Genomic DNA, 18,457 nt, shown 5'->3' with positions numbered 1-18,457 from the left:
GCGGTCAAAGCTTGGGGTCTATTCTGACGGCACGGCCGGTGCGGGTGGATTGAAGCGCGGCGAGCCCCGAGGCGAGCGACCAGATGCCATCTTCGAGCGTGGCGGCGGGCTCGCCCTTGCCGGCAATGGCCGCGTGGAATCTGGCGACCCCGCGCTCATAGAGCCCGACCCGGTCGATCTCGATTGGGGCCTGCCCCTCCTCATTGCGCAGCACCACGTCACCGACGGCGCGCTGGGTCATGCAATCGCTGGCGATCAGCGAGCCCTCGGTGCCGTGGACCTCAAACCCTGTGCGCGCGTAGCGGATGGTGAAGGCGTCGTGGAACTGGGCGATGAGCCCGGAGCGGAAGCGGAAGGTGCCCATGACCCCGTCTTCGATACCTTCGGCACTCATGCCGCCGGACTGGGCAAAGGCGATGACCTCCTCGGGATCCTCACCCAGAACGAAGCGCAGGGTATCGAGATCGTGGACGGTGATATCGAGAATGACCCCGCCGCCGGCATCGGCGCGCTGGAGGCGCCAGCCCTGGAGATGCTCGGGGAGATAGACCGCGTGGAAAACCCGCGCGGCGAGCGGGCGCCCGATCCGGCCCTCGGCGATGGCGGCGCGCATGGCGCGGTGGGTGGCGGCGTTGCGCAGATGATGATTGGTGGCCATGACGACGCCGGTTTTCGCGGCCTCGTCGCGCATGGCGATGGCGTCCTCAAGCCGGGTGGCCAGCGGCTTTTCGCACAACACGTGCTTGCCGGCGCGGGCGGCGGCGACCGCCTGCTCGCGGTGAAGCTCATTGGTGGTCGAGATGTAGACCGCGTCGATATCGGGATCCGAGACGATCTCATCGAGGCTGGTGGTGGAGCGGGCGATGCCGTTTTCCGCCGTATAGGCCGCGCCGCGCGCCGCATCGGAACTCATGACCGCGGCGACCTCGCCGCTGTTGGCGCGGATGGCGCCGATGACCCATTCGCGCGCAATGGTGCTGGCTCCGATGAGGCCCCATCTGGTCATGCCGATATCTCCTGAATTCTGGTATTGGCCTGCCCTGCCCCGCAGCTTGCGCGGACCACGAGGCGGACGGGGGTAACGATGTGCTCGGGCGCAGGCGCGGACCCGATCTGGCGCAAAAGCAGTTGCGCGGCTTTCTGGCCCATGCCGTGGGGATCGACCGAAATGGTGGTGAGCGCGGGCACGGTTGACGCGGCCTCGATGACGTTGTCGAAGCCCGTGACGGCAACGTCACGGCCCGGTTCGAGCCCGGCAGCGCGCAGCCCGTCACAGACGCCGAAGGCCACCGCGTCGTTGAACGCGGCGATGGCCGTGGGGCGCTGGGCCGAGGCGAGCAGCGCGCCGACCGCTTCGCGCCCGCCGGCGCGCGAGGGCAGCGCGGGAAACACCCATTGATCGCGGACCGCAAGGCCAGCCTCGTCCATGCCCCGGCGGAACCCGCCGAGCCGTTCGGTGAAAATCGAGATGTCGGGGCGTCCGCCCACAAAGGCGATGTCGCGATGCCCCATCCCTGCAAGGTGGCGCACCACCATGGCAAGGCCCGCCGCATTGTCGGAAACCAGCGAGGAGAGGTGCGGGCCCGAGACGTAACGCGCGGCAAAGACCACGGGAATGCCCGCATCGACCAGCGGCTGGAAATCATCGGGGTCCGTGCCGTGCGCGGGCGAGACGATGAGTCCGGCGATGCCGTGTTCGTGCATGGTGGAGATGACGGCGCGCTGGCGGTCGAGGTTTTCCCCGGTGTGGGCCAGGAACTGGATGTAGCCCGCGGACTCCACGATGTTGTCCATGCCCACGGCCATTTCGGCGAAAAAGCTGTTGGTCAGATCGTTGACGACGATGCCGATGATCCGGGAGCGGGACTGGCGCAGATTGGCCGCGCCGCGGTTGTAGACATAGCCCAGCGAGCGGATGACCGAATTGACCTTGATGCGCGTGGCCTCGCTGACCAGCGGCGAGCCCTGGAGCACCAGCGACACCGTGGATTTGGACACCCCGGCGGCACGCGCAATGTCGATGACGGTCACCTTGCCCTTGCCAGCCATTGCCGAAATGACGCTCCTCCCGCCCCGCCTTTTCCGGGGGCTGTTGGGGCGCAATTTATTGGAACGATCCAAATTGTCAATGCGGGGCGACGTGGGGTTGAAGGGGATTCTGCCGGACAGTGGAAACGCGGGTTCCGGGGCCCAGATTATTAGATTGATTATATTGATTTTTCTACGAAGCCAATGGCACTCAAGTTTTGCCTGGACGGGGGCTGCAGGGGCTGCTGCTTCTGTTCCAGCGGGCACCTATAAATGGAACGTTCCAAATCTGATGGGTTTGCCCCATGTCAGTTTTGCCCGGCCTTGAAGGGGATCGGGAGCCTGTGCGAGGGTAAGGGCACCCTACCGATCCCGCCCGCTTTTGCCCCAGATGGACACCAAGGCCTCCCCATGACCGATGGACACCGCCCGCGACTCGGCATCGTGATGCCGGACGATCCGATCGCCTCGGAGTTGCATTCCCCATCCATATGGCTGGCCGGGCGCGGCCGGACCGACGTGGATGCGCTGACGCTGCTTTCGCCCATGTGCGGGGGGCATTTCGAGGACGATCTGCTGGCCACCGGGGACATCGAGCGGATCGGCCCGGTGGGACGTGAGCTGGCCGCGCAGGGGTGCGACGCGGTGATCTGGGCATGCACAAGCGGCAGCTTCATCGGCGGGCTCGACTGGGCCAAGCGCCAGCGCGACGACCTGGCGCGGTCGGCGGACCGGCCCGCGAGCTCGACGACGCTCGCCTTCATCGCAGCGCTCAAGGCGCTGGGAGCGACCCGCGCGCATCTTCTGGGCGCCTATCCCGAGCCGGTGACCTCGGCTTTCGTCAAATGCCTCCGGGCAGCAGGGGTGAGCGTGGGCCAATCCCGGGCGCTCGGCGCGCCGGACGGGCCCCATTCCTTCATGCTGCCGCTGGGCGACCTCCTGGCCGAATTCGCCGCCAGCCTGCCGCAGGGGGAACGCGACGTGCCGATCCTCATTCCCGATACGGCGATCAACACGCTCGACCGGATCGAAGCGTTCGAGGAGATGACCGGTCGTGTGGTTCTGACCGCCAATCAGGTGACGCTCTGGCACGGGCTGGGGCTGGTCGGTGCCGACACGCGGATTGCAGGCGCTGGCGCGCTGATGGCTCTCGATCCGGCACCAGAATCGCACGCACAGGAGACGACATGATACCCGAGACGATGAAAGCGGTGCTGCTGACCGGCCATGGCGGGCTCGATGCGCTGGAGTATCGCGAGGACGTGCCGGTGCCCCGGCCCGCGCGCGGCGAAGTGCTGATCGAAATCACCGCCTGCGGGATGAACAACACCGATGTGTGGGTGCGCGAGGGCGCCTATGGCAGCGAGACCGACCCGGGGGCGGTATCCTCATGGCGGCGCGGGCGGTCGACGCTCACCTTCCCGCGCATTCAGGGGACGGACACGGTGGGCCGGATCGTGGCGGTGGGCGAGGATGTGCCCGAGAGCCGGATCGGGGAGCGGGTGATCGTCGATTTCAGCCTTTACAACCGCGACGACGACAGCCTGCGCGACATCGACTATATCGGCCACGGCCGGGATGGCGGCTATGCGGAATATACCGCGATCCCATCGGAGAACGCGCACGCGACCAGTGCGGGGATGACCGATGCGGAGCTGGCGACCTTCTGCTGCGCGTATCTGACCGCCGAGCAGATGCTGGAGCGGGCGCAGGTGGGCGCCGGCGAGCGGGTGCTGGTGACCGGCGCATCGGGCGGGGTGGGATCGGCCATCCTGCAATTGTGCCGGGTGCGCGGGGCGATCCCCTATGCGGTCTCGACGCCCGACAAGGCGGAAAAGCTGATCGCCATCGGGGCGGAGGCGGTGATCGCGCGCGATAGCGAGGATCTGGTGGCCGCCGTCGAGGACGCGACGGGCGGGGCCGAGATCGACGTGGTGGCCGACCTCGTGGCGGGCCCGATGTTTAACGATCTGCTGCGCATCCTGCGGCCAGAGGGCCGCTACACCACGGCGGGCGCGATCGCCGGGCCGGTGGTGTCGCTGGATTTGCGGACCATGTATCTCAAGCAGCTCCAGCTTCACGGATCGTCCCAGGGCACGCGCAAGGATTTCGCGCGGCTGCTCGGGCATATCGAGGCGGGGCGGATCAAGCCGCTGCTGGCGGGCACCTATCCGCTGTCGGGTTTTCACGATGCCCAGCGGGACTTCATGAGCAAGGGGTTCGTGGGCAAGCTGGTGGTGGTGCCCGACGCAAAATGGGACGCGGCGCACGCACCGCGACGCTGACGGCGGAGCCGATCAGGAGGCGGGGATGATGAACTCGGAGGTGACTTCGAGGGCCTTGTCCTCGCGCACTGCTGTGCCCTCGGGGGCAGTATGGCCGGCAAGGGTCCGGTCGCGCCGGGCGATGAGATCGGCGATCTCGGTCTGGTAGGCGGCGATGACCGCGGTGAGCCAGCGATTGACGAGGTAGGAGGGGCGCGGCATGTGCACGTCGAACCGCCCCAGAAGGGCGATGGTGGGGGCCGCATCGAGCCAGTCGTCGCCCACAACCCATTGGTTGACGGTAAAGAGCCGCACCAGCCGGCCATAAGGGTCCACTCCGATGGCGATGAGGTGGTGGATGGGTCCCTCGCGGCCATCGGGACGCACGAAGCAATGGAAGTGGCCGTGCTCGAGAGGCGTTTCGCCCTCGGGGACCGGGTGGCAGTGGTAGAACCACTGCGCGCCGGTCGCCGGGTCGAAGACATCGCCTTCCGGATAGTGCGCCCAGGTGGCGATGTTGCCCGCATCGCGCAAGGTTTCGGTGACGACCGTGAGCCCGCCCTTGGCGAGGACGGTTTCGCACAGGGCGATTTCCCTCATGGCCAGGTCGCGGTCCTCGCTCATCAGTCCTGCTCCACGAGGTCGGGCGCTTCGGTCGCGCCTTCGGGCATTGGCGCGGGGGCCGGCGGCGGCGCGGCGAGCGCAGGCTCGGCGGGCGCGCTCTCGGGCATAGGTGCGGGCGGCGGCGGGGGCGCGGCCAGTTCGGACTGCCCCTGCCCGTCCCCTTCGTCCCCGGACGGCATGGGAGCCGGCGGAGGCGGCGGGGCCGCGAGCGAAGGCGCCCCGGCGGCGCAGGGGGCGGCTGCAGGGGGCGGCGGGGGCGCGGCCAGAGGCGCACCGGCAGCGCAGGGCGCAGCGGCGGGGGCTCCTGCGGCACAGGGCGCCGCAGCCGGAGCGCCGGCTGCGCATGGGGCTGCGGCCGGGGCGCCGGCAGCGCAGGGCGCGGCACCGGCAGCGCAGGGCCCTGCCGCGCTCGATTCGCTCTGGGCGACGCTGGCCGTGGGAGCGGGCAGCGGATGGGTGACGTGATCGGCAACGATGGCCACGGAGGTGACCGCCAGCGCGGCGCCGAACAGCAGGGTATTGCGCGGGGAACTCATTTGCGGACCAATCCATCCAGACCGAACAGGGGACGCAGCCAGATGCCGGCGAACGAGCCGACGAAAGCGGCAGCGAACCAGAGCCAGCCATGCAGGCTGCCCGAGGCGATGCCTGAGAACAGCGCCCCGATATTGCAGCCGAACGAGAGGCGTGCCCCATAGCCCATGAGCAGCCCGCCGATCGCGGCGGCGACCAGCGAGGGGAATGGGACCTTGACCCTGGGCGCGAACTTGCCCGCAAGCGCGGCGGTGAGCGCGGCGCCCAGGATGATGCCGAAATTCATCACCGAGGTGTTGTCGGCCAGAACCGAGATCGAGAGCGCCTGGGCCTGAGCCGGCCATGTCCAGAATTCCCAGCTCGCGACGGGAATGCCGACCGTGTCGGCGATCTTGGCGCCCCAGAGGCCGAATCCGTAGGTGATCGACCACGGATGGCCGGCGACCAGAAGGGTTGCGACGTTGAGGATGGCGAGCGCCATGCCGGCGCCGACCAGCGGCCAGGGTCCGCGCAGAAGCCAGGTCCAGCCTTCACGGCGCGGGGCGGGCTCGGGCTCGATATTGCCATGGGCGCGCTTTTCGATGACCCAGGTGAGCGCGGCGACCGCGCCAAGGCCAATGAGGGTGACGAGGACGGCAAGCCCGGTGCCCAGTTCGGACCCGATGCTGATGGCCGGCAGGCTGGGCTGACCGAGCCACCAGGGCAGATGGGCAGTGCCCACCACCGCGCCGACGATGAAGAAGGCGAGCGTGACCAGCATGCGCGAGGAGCCCCCGCCCACGGTAAAGAGCGTACCCGATCCACAGCCACCGCCCAGCTGCATGCCCAGCCCGAAGATCGCCGCGCCGATCAGGACCGAAAGGCCCACGGGCGCGAGCGCGCCGACCAGCGGCTGACCGCCGACGCTGCCGGCGGCCAGGAGCGGGATCATGGCGATGGTGGCGACCCCGATCATGAGCATCTGGGCGCGCATGCCACGGCCGCGGCGCTCAACGACCATGCGGCGCCAGCCGCCGGTGAAGCCGAAGGCACCGTGATAGAGGGCGGCGCCCAGCCCACCACCGATGGCGAACAGGGTTGCCTGGCGCAGATCCACGGCCAGCATGATGGCGATGAACCCGATGACCAGCCCCAGCCCGGCGACAAGCAGCGGGCCCTTGTCGGCGATGGCGGGGGGCAGGAAGTCGGGACGATCCATAGCGATATTGGACATGACACTTGCTTTTCGTTCGGCGTGAACGCCGTTGAGTCTTCGTGGCCTGCCATCCGGCGGCGATCAGGAGCCCGGCAGGCAGGGAGTAAACGCACAGATGCCCCGACGAGGCGCCGGGGCATCTGCCGATCCGCGGGACGCGGACTTATTCGACAGGACGCTCCGGATCCTGCGTCCATTCGGCCATCGAGCCGTCATACATGGAGGTCTGCTTGTTGCCCAGAACCTCCGAGAGCCCGAACCAGGCGACCGAAGCCCAGTGACCGGTGTTGCAGAACGCGATGTTTTCCTCTTCCGAACCCAGGCCCACGGCCTCGACCAGCGCGGCGACGGTCTCGGGCTGGGCAAAGCGCGCATATTCGGCGCTGTAGAACTCGGAATGGGGAATGTTGATCGACCCCGGGATGGTGCCCGCAGTGGCAACGACGCCGCTCTTGGACTCGCCGCGATACTGCTCCACCGGACGGCCATCGACAAGAGTCACGCCCTCTTCGAGCGCGGCAACGACCTCGTCGGTGGTGGCCAGCAGGTCTTCCTGAAGATCGACCGAGAACTCGGCGGCTTCGGGAGCCGCGACTTCGGCTACGCGCTCGCCGCCCACGGCGTCGTACTGACGCCAGCCACCATCGAGGATCGAGACCGCATCATGGCCAAGATACTTGAAGGTCCAGTAGACGCGGGTCGCGCCGCCCATCTCCGAGGAATCGGTGCCCCAGGGGACGATCACGACGTGGTCGTCATTGTCGATGCCGAGTCCTTCGATCAGCGCGGTGATTTCCTCGACGGGGGGCAGCTTGCCCGGAACGCCATCGAGATCAGTGCGCCAGCCGGCCGAGCCATAGGGCGCGACGACGGAATTGGCGAGGTATGGGCTGTCGCCGAGATCGGTGCCGTCGATGTCATCACGGATGTCGAGGACGACCACGTTCTCGGTGCCGGCATTGGATTTGAGCCAGTCGGCGTCGACAAGCGGGGTGATGTCGGCCTGGGCGAAGACCGGGCCGGAGACCAGCGCGGTCGAAGCAGCCAATGCCATGAAAGCCAGACGCATTTGAAACTCCTCAAGTGTTTCGAGTGTGGCCGCATACTCGTCCAAACCGGCCCGATACGCGAGGTCTGGCCATCCAATTTTTCGTGAGGCCGCGAAATGGGTTGCCCCTTCCGGCTCGGATGCGAGCATGGCGTTTCCGGCGCCCGCCGGCAGACTGGAGCCAGGCGCAGGGCAGGTGCGGAGGACGACGCGTCGACAGGCGAGAGGGTTAACCCTTGGTAAACTTTGCCCTTGAAAACCGCGCCCGGTCTGAGAGTATCGCGCGCGCCAGCGGCCCTGACTTGAGGAGGGGGCAAGCCGGTTCCTAGATCGCCTTCACCCGGACGTGCCATGACGCAATCGCTGGCCAGCTTATTGGGCACAACCGAGCTGTTCAGCGGCCTGTCTGCTGCCGACCGGTCGGCTATCGTGGACAATGCCACCCGGCGGCACATCCCGCGCGGCGCGCTGGTGGGGCGCGAGGGCGAGCGTGCCGAGGTGATGTATCTCGTCCTGCAGGGTCGGTTCGAGGTGCTGGGTACTGGCGTCCATCCTATGGCCGAGATCGGACCGGGAGAGCCGATTGGGGTAGTCGCCTTCTTTTCCGGCGAACCGCACGCCGCCGATGTGAGGGCCGCGCGCGACAGCGAGGTGCTGGCCTTTACCCGGCCGGTCTATGACACAATCGCCCAGAACGTGCCCTCGATTTCCCGGGTCATGCTCAAGGTACTGGGCCGGCGGCTGGCCCGCACGCCGGCATCCGCCCTGCCCCCGGTGCGGCGCGCGGCGCGCACTATAGGGGTGTGCATGGCCGGGGCGACGCCGATTCCCCACACCCTGCTCGAGATGTTGCTGGAGCGCTTGGGCGCCGAGAGCAAAACCGCAATCGTCCGGCACCGGGACATGCCGTCCGGGTTCGACCCAAGTGATGGCGCGGCGCTGACCGCGTGGCTGACCGGGCGCGAGAAGGACAACGACCAAGTCGTGATGGTGACCGGGGAGGGCACCCCACCCTGGGACCGGGCGATTCTGCGCCAATGCGATCACCTGTTGCTGGTCGGGGCGATGGACGAGGCCCGGTACGGGCCGGTGCCGCACGGCGCACTCGAAGCCTATGGGCTCTCGCAGTTTGGTCCGCACAATGTGGGGCTGGTGATCTGGCGCGAGCGCGGCAGCTCGGCCATCGTCAACACGAGCCATTTCCTCGAAGAGCGCGCCGTGCACCTTCACCATCACGCGGCGCTGGACCGGCCCGAGGATGTGGCGCGGATCGCCCGGTTTACGGCCGGCAAGGCGCTGGGCGCGGTGCTGGGGGGCGGCGGGACGCTCGGGAGTGCCCACAAGGGCGCGCTGCGGGCGCTTGGCGAGACGGGCGCGGTGTTCGACATGTTCGGGGGCACGGGCATCGGGGCCTGCGTGGCGCTGGAAATGGCGCGGGGCAAGGCGCCGGCCGCCATTGCGGCGGATATCGAAGACATGCTGGTGCGCTCGCGGGCGCTGGCCCGGTCGGGCACCCCGTTGCAATCGGTATACGACCATCGCCATTTCGAGGCCGCGCTGAGGAAGCGCCATGGCAATGGGCTGATCGAGGACCTGCCGCTGCAGGCCTTCCTTGTATCGGCGAACCTGTCCACCAACGCCCCGGTGCTTCATCGTGACGGGCCGGCCTGGCAGGGCATCCGTGCCGCGACCGCCCTGCCCGCAGTTCTGCCGCCCTGGGTGACGGCAGCGGGCGAAATCCTGGTCGACGGCGGCATGGCCGACAATCTGCCGCTCGGGCCCATGCGGGCGCTGAAAGCCGGCCCCAACATCGCCATCGCGCTATCGGGCCAATCGGATTGGCGCCTCGCGCCCCGTCCCGAGGCAGGAACCACGCGCCGGGGGCTGGTCTTGCGGCGTCAGAAGCCCGAGGACTTCCCGCCGATCGCCGAGGTTCTGGCACGCTCGATGATGGTGACGCGCCAGCCGGGACGGGACGGGCCGGATATGGGCGGAGACCTCGTGCTTTATCCGCCCGCGGCGCCCGGCGGATCGGGCATGCGTGGCCCGGAGCAGGAGGAAGCCGCCTATCGGTCGACCATGGAGGCGATCTCGGCGGCGGGCGGGATCGAGGGGTTTCTGGCAGGCAAGCGGCCGGTGGAGCCGGCGGTCAAGGGCCAGGGCAGCAAGACCTCCGGTCAGCCGCCCAGCGCGTAGGTTTCGCCCTGACGCGCGACAAAGCCCTGTTTCCAGCGGCGGCCGATCTGGCCCGATATGGTGGCGAGGTCGGTATCGACCCTTGTGTGCTGGTGGTGAATGGTGCCGAAGCGGCGCACCCCGGCCTTGACCGCAAGTTCGCCCGCGGTCTGCCAGTCCCCATGGCCCCGGCCCTGACGGGCGGCATATTCGGCCGGGGTGTAGGTGGCATCGACCAGCGCCAGATCGACTCCCTCCATCAACGCGACTGCGGCGCTGTCGCCGGCCAGATCGCCGGGCTCGAAATCGGGGAGATAGGCCAGGCTGCCCTGCCCTTGCGAGACCCTGATGCCCAGCGCCCCGCCCGGGTGGTTGAGCGCGGCGGCGGTGACGGTGAACGGGCCGATCTCCATGGTGCCGGCGGCCAGAGCGTGGACCTCGGTGCGGGCGGGATAGTCGGCGAGGGACATGGGCAGAAGCGGCGGGGAGAACAGCGCGGCGGGATCGAAGGCTGCCCAGATGTGGATTTCGGCGTCGGCGCGCGAAAGGGGCCCAAAGAAGGGCAGGCCCAGAAGGTGGTCCATGTGGCCGTGGGTGATCAGAACATCGATTCGGGCGGGAAGCGCCGTCTCGAGTTGCAGCCCCAAGCGGATCATGCCGGTTCCCGCGTCGAGAACCAGCAGCCGGTCCCCCGACCGGCAGGATACGCAGCAGGTATCGCCCCCGAAGCCAACAAATTGCGAGCCAACAGCGGGTGCGGACCCTCGCACACCCCAGATCGACACGTCCATGCCACGGACCTCCCCCGTCCTCGAACACGGTGGAGAGCGTCCTGCCCATGGGGGCCGGTGTCAATCGTAAAAACCGCAGGCCAGAGCTGCGGGCAGCTCCGGCCTGCGGATATTGGCTCAGGACGGGTGGAATTGCACCACCACGCGCTCGGCGAAGATGGGTGCGCAGTATTCCTCGAAAAAGCTCTGGTGCTCGCGGGATTCGGCGTAGTTGCGGTATTCCTCGGGGGAATCGAACTCCATCACCAGCCCGACATCGTAATTTCCCCGCAGGCCGTGGCGGCCCACATGTGATTCCCCGCCCGCGCCTTCGTTTCGCCCGATATACCAGGTGCGGATCATGGGCAGGGAGCGGGCAAAGCCGGGGAACGCCTTCATATAGGCGTCTATGGCGTTGGGGTCGGCGTCGTCCTTGAACTTCAGGATGGCCATGTGGCGGAACATTTCTTTCTCCTCTTTTTGGGTTTGGTAGCTGGTTCAGGTGGCGAGCCACCCGCCGTCGACGCGGATTTCCGCGCCGGTGACGTAGTCCGATGCCGAGGAAGCCAGGAAGACAGCCGCGCCTCCCAGATCTTCGGGGCGGCCGAGCCGCTTCATCGGGATGCGCGACATTACCCAGGCGTGGCGCTCGGGATCGGCGAAGAGATCGCTGGTGAGCGCGGTGTGGAAATAGCCCGGGATGATGGTGTTGACGGTGATGGCGTGCGCCGCGTTTTCCGCCGAAAGCACGCGGGCGAGCCCGGCCAGCCCGCTTTTGGCGCTGGCATAGGCGCCCACATTGGCAATGCCGATATGGGAGTTGAGCGAGCCGATGAAGATGATGCGCCCCGGAGCATTGCGGGCGCGCAGGCGCAGCACCGTCTCGCGGGCCAGAAGGAAGGCGGCGCGCGAGTGGATGGCGGCGATCTGGTCCCATTCCTCGGCTGCGAGCTCGACGAGGGGCTTGCGGATCTGGTGACCGGCGGCGTGGATCAGAATGTCGAGCCCGCCCAGCGCGGTATCGGCCTCGTCAACGAGGCGCTCGGGGCCCTGGGGTTCGAGAAGGTCGGCGGCAAGGGCGATGGCCTCGCCGCCCAGAGCGGTGATCTCGGCGACCGCCGATTCGCGCTCTTCGGCGTTGCGCCCGGCAATCGCGACGCGGGCGCCGGCGCCGGCCAGCGCGTGGGCCATGGCCTTGCCCAGCCCGCGCCCGCCGCCGGTAACGAGCGCGGTGCGGCCGGAAAGATCGAACATCTGGCTCATGGCATCACCTCCCAGGCGTCCCCGGCATCGCGGATATCGAAGATGCGCGCGGCGGTGCGGCCCATCACGGCGCGCCGCTCATCGAGGGACAAGCCTGCAACGAGGGCGTCGAGCGCTTGCCAGACAGCCTCGTAGGACGGGGCGGCGGCGGTGACGACGGGCCAATTGCTGGCCGCCATGACGCGTGAAGCGCCGAAGCAGTCGAGAAGGTGATCGGCGTAGGGGCGCAGGGCGTCGGTGTCCCAGCGCCAGCCGCGCAACACGTCCAGCCCGACCGAGAGCTTGATGGCGACGTTGGGCAGGCTCGCGGCGCGGCGGATGCGGGCACCCCATGCACCCAGCGGGGCGCCGACGGGCGGACGGCCCATATGGTCGACGACCACCGAGAGACCGGGATGGCGGGCGGCGGCGTCCAGCACCGCATCGAAGCGGGCATCGTCGGTGGGCACGAGATCGAGCACGAGAGCCCGGTCGGCCAGCCGCGCGATGGAGGCCTTGACGGTGTCCTGGCGCAGCCAGTCGGGGTCGGGTTCGAAATTGATCAGATGCCGGATGCCGCGCAGCTTTCCGCAGACCGCGAGTTGGTCCAGCGCCGCGTCGAGCCCGTCGGGATCGGTGAGATCGACCCAGCCCACGAGCGCGCCGATAAAGCCATTCCGGGCGGCGAGGTCGGCGAAGTGTATGGATTCGGCGGCATCGTTGCGCGATTGCATGAGGACCGCCGAGCGCACGCCGGCGCGCTTGCGTCCGGGTTCGAGATCGGCGGGCGCAAAGCCCCGGCGCAGGGGCGTAGCGACATCGTCGGGCCAGTCGTGGACGGCGTGGTCGGCGTCCCAGAAATGGAGGTGCGCGTCGATCATAGGGGAGCCCTTTGCGCGAAATGGAGGGTGACCTGGCGTTCGGAAACCGCGGCACAGAGCGCGGCGAGGAGCGTGACCCCGGCCATGACCATCCAGCCGACGGGATAGGCAGTGACGCTGACCAGCCAGCCAAAGCCCAGGGGTCCGAGGACGGCGCCCGAGAAGACGCCCGCCTGGGTGATGCCCGTGGCCGAGCCGGCGGCGCCGAGATTGGCGCGCACGATCGCGAGAATCGAAAGCGCCGACCAGCCCCAGCCCATGCCGAAGGCAAGCAGTGCGCCAAGGACGATCATGGGGAGGGCATCGGATGAGGCGAGGATTCCATAGGCCAGCGCGCCGGCCAAAAACATGATTGCGACGGTGGGCAGGAGCGGCAGTCGGTTGTGATCGGCGCCATAGCCCGAGGCGAGGCGCACGAGGATCGAGGCGGCGCTGCCCACGGCCAGAACGATGCCGGCGGTGGCCGGGCTGTGCCCGCTCGCGACGATGGAAGGGGACAGGAAGGCGGCCATGGCGTTGGCGCTGCCCGCGCCGAGTCCGGACATCAGCGCCAGCCAGAGGAGCGTGGTGCGCGGCAGCCTGGCGGCGCGTCCGCCCGCCTCGGTGACCGGGCGGATGCCCCGGCGGGGGCAGAGCGCCATGACCACCAGCGCGATCAGCGCGGCGATGGCGAAGGCCCATTGCCAGCCGAGATTGACCCCGATGACCGGCACGGCAAAGCCGCCGAGCATGGTGGCGAGGGGAATGGAGGATTGCTTGATGCCGAAGGCGAGGCCCTGGCGGTCATGGGCGACCTGACGGGCGACGACGACATTGGTGGCGGGCTGGACGAGCCCGTTTGCCGCGCCGGCCACGCAGAGCGATGCGATCATCACCCACCAGTGCCCGCCCACCGCCGCGATCAGCGCGGCCATGGCTCCCACCGCCAGCAGGGACACGCGGGTGAGGCGCCAGGCGTCCGTGCGGTCGGCCAGCGGCGCGAGGACGGCCGAGCCGGCCGCAGAGGCAGCGTAAAAGAGCGCCACGGCAAGCCCGAGGCCGAAGGCGTCGAGCCCCATATCGGCCATGATGAGCGGGGAGAGACTGCCCAGAAGGAAAACCGGCAGCATGACGGCGGTCTGGGCGGCGAGGGCCAGCGCGAGGGCCGGCCCTCCCCGTGTGGCGTCGAGGCTCATTGCATGGGCTCGACGCGTTCGACCCATACGAGCCCGGCCAGCGCGTCGAGGTTTTCCGGGCTGACGTTGCGCAGGCGGAAGCGCCTGATACCCCCGTCCCGGCCCGAGAACACGCCATAGCGGGCGAGTTGCTCGTTGTGGAAGCGCTCGGGGTCGAAATCGAGGACCACGACGACGTTGACCGGCTCGCCCGTGCGGAGCGATGGGTCCACCCGGTCGCCGCTGGTGAGCCAGCCCGCGAGCCCCTGGCCCGAGATGATGAGCCAGATCAGAAGGATGCCCAGCGCGAGCCTTCCGGTCGCGCCGTTGACGAGTGTGCGCCGCCAAGTGTGGGGCTTGAGCGTGGAGGCGGTCATGGTCAGGCTCCTTTCGCGCCGGGCGTGACGAGACCCCAGCGTTCGATGGTGCGACGCTCGAGCGGGACGAGTATGAGCCGGTCCATCAGAAGGCTCAAAAGCCCGATGACGACGCAGCCGGCCAGGATGATGTCGGCCCGGTGGAATTCGGCGGCGTGGAAGATCATCTGGCCCAGCCCCGAGGATGCGCCCACCAGTTCGGCGGCGATCAGCGCCCGCCACCCGAAGCCAAGGCCCGAGCGGATGCCCGACATGATGTAGGGCATGGCGCCAAAGGCAGTGACGTTGAGGATGGTGTGGAGCCGGCTGCCTCCCAGCGTGCGCACGCCCAGCTCGAGCACTTCCGAGACGAGCTGGACGCCCAGCACCGTGTTCTGGAAGACGAGGAAGAACACCGTGTTCCAGATCAGGAAGATAAAGAGCGCCGGGCCCAGCCCCAGCCAGCCGATGACCAGCGGAAGCCAGACGATGCCCGAGATGGCCGAAAAGAAGATGACCAGCGGATAGACGAACTCGGCGGCCCGCTTGTTGAGCCCGACGAGGAAGCCCAGAAGCACCCCGGTGACGATGCCGACCGAGACGCCGGCGACGAGCCGGCCAAGGCTGGCGATGATATGGCCGAGCAATTCCCCGCTGGCGGTGATCTGCCAGAGGGTCTGGGCGACGGTCCAGACCGGTGGGAGCGTGCCCATGTTGGGACGGACGATGGCCCAGTAGATCGTCCAGCCGGCCAGCAGCAGGACGAAGGGAATGGCGGGAAGGATCATCCAGACGATGTCCCTGCCCCGCACCGGCTTGCGGGCGGGCTTGTGTGCGATCGCGGTCATTTGCGCAGGACCCCCCAGCGTTCGAAGGTGAGGCTTTCGATGGGCTGGACGATCAGCCGGTCGACGATGATGTAGAGCACGCCGATCACGATCATGCCGCCGATGATGCGGTCGATCTGGCCGAAGGTGCGGGCCCCGAAGATGAGATCGCCCAGCCCGCCCTGGCGGACGAGCATTTCAGCGGCGATCAGCGCCCGCCAGCCATAGCCCATGCCGAGCCGGAGCCCGACGAGGATCGAGGGCAAGGCGCCGGGAAGATAGACGTCCCGGACCACGCGCAGCCGGCTGGCCCCAAGTGTCTGGAGCGAAAGGGCGTATTCGCGCGGGATGGCCCGCACACCCACCATGGTGTTGAAGATCACCGGCACGACAAGGGTGTAGACGACGATGACCAGAATGGTGGTGTCGGAGAACCCGAACCAGATGATGGCCAGCGGCAGCCAGGAAATGCCCGAGACGCCCTGAAAGAAGCGCAGGAACAGATCGAGCGAGCGCGCCACGTATTTGTTGGCGCCCACCGCAAAGCCGAGCGGAACCCCGACACAGGCCGAAAAGATGATGGCCACGGCGATCGCGTAAAGGCTGGTTGCCGCGTAATCGGCGAGAATGCCGCGCGAGAACAGGGTCCAGAGCGCGCCGAGCACATCGGGCGGTGCGACAAGGACCCGGTCGTCGAGGTCAAAGGCGATCTTGATGGTCCACCAGATCGCGACGAGCACGACGAAGGGCAGCAGAAAGCTGAATTTGCCCGCCACCAGGCTGAACCCGCCAATCCGGAAGGGATCGTGCATGGGAACAGCGCGGGCATGGGATGCCTGTGCCATGGTCATCCCGCCGCCTCCAGCGCAACGGGCGCGGAGTCCTTTTTATGGGCGGTCTTTTCCTCGCGAACGAGGCGAAGAACCTTCTCGACGATGGCCTGCATGTCGGTGTCGGTGGTGAAGCTCTCCCAGTCGCGCCCGCCGGGGGTGCGGCGGGGCACCTCGATGGACGCCTTGATGGTGCCGGGCCGCCGGCTCATGACCAGCACCCGATCGGCCAGGAACACCGCCTCGTCCACCGAATGGGTGATGAAAAAGACGGTCTTTTTCGTCTGGTAGCTGAGCGAAGCGAGCTCCTCCTGGAGGGTGAGCCTGGTCATGGCATCGACGGCGGCGAAGGGCTCGTCCATGAGGATGACGTCGGGGTCGGCGGCCCAGGTGCGGGCCACCGCGACGCGCTGCTTCATGCCGCCCGAGAGTTCGTGGGGATAGCGGTCCTCGAACCCCACCAGACCGGTGAGCTCGATCAGGCGCTTGACCGTGGCGTCGATTTCCTGACGCGGGGCCCGGGCGATCTCAAGCCCGTGGGCGATGTTCCGGCGCACGGTCCGCCAAGGCAGGATGGCCAGCTCCTGGAAGACCACCCCGCGGTCCCTGCCCGGCCCGGTGACGGGCGCGCCGTCACACAGGATGCGGCCATGGGTCGGGTCGATGAACCCGGCTATGGCCTTGAGCAGGGTTGTCTTGCCGCAGCCGCTGGGGCCGACGAGCGTGACGAACTGGCCCGCGGGGATGGTGAGGTCGACCCTGCCGGTTGCCTCGATGGGACCGTCGGCAGAGTCGAAGATGTGCTGAAAGTTCTCGACGACGATCTTGTCGCCCTGGACGGTCGGGGTCATGGCACGGTCCTCAGGCGGTCGCTTGCCGGGAAACGGGCTGGGTGCCATCCTCGCTCAGCCAGACGGTCTGGGCCGACTGGGTGTTGGGCACGCCCACATAGCAGAAGATCAGCGAGGCTTCCTCGGTTTCCGACGCGTTGGAGATGACGTGGATGGCCCCGGCGGGCACGTAGACGAAATCACCGCCCTTCAAGATCACTTCCTCGCGGTCCTTGGCATCGGACTTGGCGTGCCAGAGCTTGATCTGGCCGTAAAGAATGTACCAGACCACGTCGTTGGCGGCGTGATAATGGGTCGGGTTCGGGCCGGCGCCGGGCTGCAGGATGGAGCGGCCCATGGTGGCGTTGGGGCTGTCGACCGTCTTGTCGTTGATGCCGAAGCCGATGCGCAGGGGCGGCTCGTAATCGGTGTCGGTGCCGATATTGCCTTGGCGGACGACGGTGACGACCTGCTTGTCATAAGGGACCATGGTGGCGTGTTCCTTCTTGTTGTGTGTCAGCTTTGGGGATGAGCGGGCGGCGGCGCGATGGCCGCCACCCGGCCGAAAGGATCAGAGCGCGCCCTGGCACTCCGAGAGATCGGTGGGCAGTGCATCGAGATCGCTGATGAACTCGGCGTTCTCTTCCATAACCAGGTCGAGGACGGCGCGATCGGAGAAATCGCCGGCCTCGAACTCTTCGGCATTGATGAGCCCGTCGGCGATCATCTCGTTGCCGGTCTGGACCAACCCTTCCTCGGTGCAGATCGAGATGCGGGGATCCCAGGACATGAAGGAGATGCCTTCGGACGCATCGTCGAGATTGAGCCCGTCGAGATAATAGGTCGCGATCTCGGCGGCCTGGTCGGGGTTCTCGCGCACGAACTGGGTGGCTTCCATCATCCCGAGCGCGAAGAGCTCGAGCATGTCCTGGTTCTCGGCGATGTAGTCCTCGTTGGCGAGGACGCCGATGACGTCTGCGACAAACCCGGCCGCGCCGCGGCTGACCGCGACTCCGTTGTCGCCAAGCTCACGCAGGCTCTGGCTAAGATAGGGCTCCCAGGGCACGGTCGCGTCCACGAGCCCCTGGCTGAGGCTGATGGGCATGTCGGGCACCGGAACGTTGATGACTTCAACGTCCTCGTAGGCGACGCCACCCTCGGCGAGGAACTGGCGCAGATAGACCTCCTGGGTGCTGCCGTTGAGGCTGCCCACGGTCTTGCCCACGAACGATTGCGGATCCTCGGTGATGCCGCTGTCGACCCGGCCCACGATGCCGCGCCCACCGGCGACGGCGATGAAATTGGCGTCGTTGTAATAGGGGATGACGCCCTTGAGCATGTTGCCGCTGGCGCGGGCGCTGGCGGTGGTGGTGCCCATGTTCGCGCCGCCCAGTTCCGCCTCACCGGCGTTGAGTGCCTGGGTGATCTCGCGGCCGCTGGCGACCAGCCGGAGCTGAACGTTGAGCCCGCGATCGGCCCAGTACCCGTTCTCGATGGCGACGAAGGCTGGGGTCGAGAACAGATTGTTGCCCAGAACGAAGGTGACCTCCTCGAAGTCCTGGGCCATGGCCGCACCGCCTGCCATGGCCAATGCGAGACCCGATACCGCCGCGAACGCGGCCTTCCTGCTGCTCTTGAAAATTGACATCTCTTCCTCCCTGGTTCGATGTCCCTCGATAAGACCCGGCGCCTTCCTCGG

20 protein-coding genes are annotated in these 18,457 nt (G+C 67.7%); 3 read left to right on the top strand and 17 right to left on the bottom strand.

All coding sequences use genetic code 11. The features are described 5' to 3' along the window. Positions 1-4: 4 nt before the first annotated feature. Entirely contained in the window at positions 5-1,006 is a 1,002-nt protein-coding gene (locus tag EO136_RS16850) for a Gfo/Idh/MocA family protein (protein WP_127145554.1), read from the bottom strand. Beyond that, complete coding sequence (locus tag EO136_RS16845; protein ID WP_127145553.1) at positions 1,003-2,049, bottom strand: LacI family DNA-binding transcriptional regulator; 1,047 nt, start codon at positions 2,047-2,049, stop codon at positions 1,003-1,005. Before EO136_RS16845 ends, EO136_RS16850 begins: the two co-directional genes overlap by 4 nt. Positions 2,050-2,439: 390 nt before the next feature. On the opposite strand from EO136_RS16845, the gene EO136_RS16840 reads away from it, so the two are divergent. Together EO136_RS16840 and EO136_RS16835 are read left to right on the top strand one after the other, a co-directional pair. Next, positions 2,440-3,219, top strand: coding sequence for a maleate cis-trans isomerase family protein (locus EO136_RS16840; protein ID WP_127145552.1), 780 nt, complete (start codon positions 2,440-2,442; stop codon positions 3,217-3,219). After that, a complete protein-coding gene (locus EO136_RS16835; RefSeq protein WP_127145551.1) occupies positions 3,216-4,313 on the top strand; it encodes an alcohol dehydrogenase family protein in 1,098 nt (365 codons plus the stop codon). The genes EO136_RS16840 and EO136_RS16835 overlap by 4 nt, the downstream gene beginning before the upstream one ends. Before the next feature lie 12 nt (positions 4,314-4,325). Here EO136_RS16835 and EO136_RS16830 read toward each other — a convergent pair whose 3' ends face one another. The 4 genes from EO136_RS16830 to EO136_RS16815 all read right to left on the bottom strand — a co-directional run bounded on the left by EO136_RS16830 (position 4,326) and on the right by EO136_RS16815 (position 7,714). Next, positions 4,326-4,916, bottom strand: a complete 591-nt coding sequence (locus tag EO136_RS16830; protein WP_127145550.1) for a DUF6969 family protein — start codon at positions 4,914-4,916, stop codon at positions 4,326-4,328. Beyond that, positions 4,916-5,452: a hypothetical protein gene (locus tag EO136_RS16825; protein WP_127145549.1), complete on the bottom strand. Its 537-nt coding sequence runs from the start codon at positions 5,450-5,452 to the stop codon at positions 4,916-4,918. The genes EO136_RS16830 and EO136_RS16825 overlap by 1 nt, the downstream gene beginning before the upstream one ends. Further along, on the bottom strand, positions 5,449-6,663 hold the full coding sequence (locus EO136_RS16820) for a YeeE/YedE family protein (RefSeq protein WP_127145548.1): 1,215 nt from the start codon (positions 6,661-6,663) through the stop codon (positions 5,449-5,451). Before EO136_RS16820 ends, EO136_RS16825 begins: the two co-directional genes overlap by 4 nt. Positions 6,664-6,808: 145 nt before the next feature. Continuing rightward, complete coding sequence (locus EO136_RS16815; protein ID WP_127145547.1) at positions 6,809-7,714, bottom strand: sulfurtransferase; 906 nt, start codon at positions 7,712-7,714, stop codon at positions 6,809-6,811. 330 nt (positions 7,715-8,044) lie between these two features. Here EO136_RS16815 and EO136_RS16810 point away from each other — a divergent pair, with 330 nt between their 5' ends. Next, positions 8,045-9,889, top strand: coding sequence for a cyclic nucleotide-binding and patatin-like phospholipase domain-containing protein (locus tag EO136_RS16810; protein WP_127145546.1), 1,845 nt, complete (start codon positions 8,045-8,047; stop codon positions 9,887-9,889). Here EO136_RS16810 and EO136_RS16805 read toward each other — a convergent pair. From EO136_RS16805 to EO136_RS16755, 11 genes are all read right to left on the bottom strand, one after another. After that, on the bottom strand, positions 9,871-10,659 hold the full coding sequence (locus tag EO136_RS16805; protein WP_127145545.1) for an MBL fold metallo-hydrolase: 789 nt from the start codon (positions 10,657-10,659) through the stop codon (positions 9,871-9,873). The two genes, EO136_RS16810 and EO136_RS16805, sit on opposite strands and share 19 nt — an antisense overlap. Before the next feature lie 117 nt (positions 10,660-10,776). Then, a complete protein-coding gene (locus EO136_RS16800; RefSeq protein ID WP_127145544.1) occupies positions 10,777-11,103 on the bottom strand; it encodes a Dabb family protein in 327 nt (108 codons plus the stop codon). A 33-nt stretch (positions 11,104-11,136) separates the two neighbouring features. Next, entirely contained in the window at positions 11,137-11,901 is a 765-nt protein-coding gene (locus tag EO136_RS16795; RefSeq protein ID WP_127145543.1) for an SDR family NAD(P)-dependent oxidoreductase, read from the bottom strand. Beyond that, complete coding sequence (locus tag EO136_RS16790) at positions 11,898-12,761, bottom strand: amidohydrolase family protein (protein ID WP_127145542.1); 864 nt, start codon at positions 12,759-12,761, stop codon at positions 11,898-11,900. Before EO136_RS16790 ends, EO136_RS16795 begins: the two co-directional genes overlap by 4 nt. Further along, the gene (locus EO136_RS16785; protein ID WP_164730660.1) at positions 12,758-13,936 is read right to left on the bottom strand and encodes an MFS transporter; all 1,179 of its coding nucleotides are present in this window, start codon (positions 13,934-13,936) and stop codon (positions 12,758-12,760) included. Before EO136_RS16785 ends, EO136_RS16790 begins: the two co-directional genes overlap by 4 nt. Then, positions 13,933-14,292, bottom strand: coding sequence for a hypothetical protein (locus EO136_RS16780; protein ID WP_127145540.1), 360 nt, complete (start codon positions 14,290-14,292; stop codon positions 13,933-13,935). The genes EO136_RS16785 and EO136_RS16780 overlap by 4 nt, the downstream gene beginning before the upstream one ends. Positions 14,293-14,294: 2 nt before the next feature. After that, on the bottom strand, positions 14,295-15,119 hold the full coding sequence (locus EO136_RS16775) for an ABC transporter permease (RefSeq protein ID WP_127145539.1): 825 nt from the start codon (positions 15,117-15,119) through the stop codon (positions 14,295-14,297). After that, positions 15,116-15,949: an ABC transporter permease gene (locus EO136_RS16770; protein ID WP_127145538.1), complete on the bottom strand. Its 834-nt coding sequence runs from the start codon at positions 15,947-15,949 to the stop codon at positions 15,116-15,118. Before EO136_RS16770 ends, EO136_RS16775 begins: the two co-directional genes overlap by 4 nt. After that, the gene (locus tag EO136_RS16765) at positions 15,946-16,779 is read right to left on the bottom strand and encodes an ABC transporter ATP-binding protein (protein WP_127145537.1); all 834 of its coding nucleotides are present in this window, start codon (positions 16,777-16,779) and stop codon (positions 15,946-15,948) included. Before EO136_RS16765 ends, EO136_RS16770 begins: the two co-directional genes overlap by 4 nt. 10 nt (positions 16,780-16,789) lie before the next feature. Continuing rightward, positions 16,790-17,248, bottom strand: a complete 459-nt coding sequence (locus EO136_RS16760) for a cupin domain-containing protein (protein WP_127145536.1) — start codon at positions 17,246-17,248, stop codon at positions 16,790-16,792. 81 nt (positions 17,249-17,329) lie between these two features. After that, positions 17,330-18,406, bottom strand: coding sequence for an ABC transporter substrate-binding protein (locus tag EO136_RS16755; RefSeq protein ID WP_164730659.1), 1,077 nt, complete (start codon positions 18,404-18,406; stop codon positions 17,330-17,332). Positions 18,407-18,457 lie beyond the last annotated feature (51 nt).

Origin of the sequence: Pelagibacterium montanilacus, assembly GCF_003992665.1 — a bacterium.
Taxonomy (GTDB): Bacteria; Pseudomonadota; Alphaproteobacteria; order Rhizobiales; family Devosiaceae; genus Pelagibacterium; species Pelagibacterium montanilacus.
Note: the sequence above shows the minus strand (reverse complement) of the source record. Positions and strands in the feature narration are given on the sequence as shown.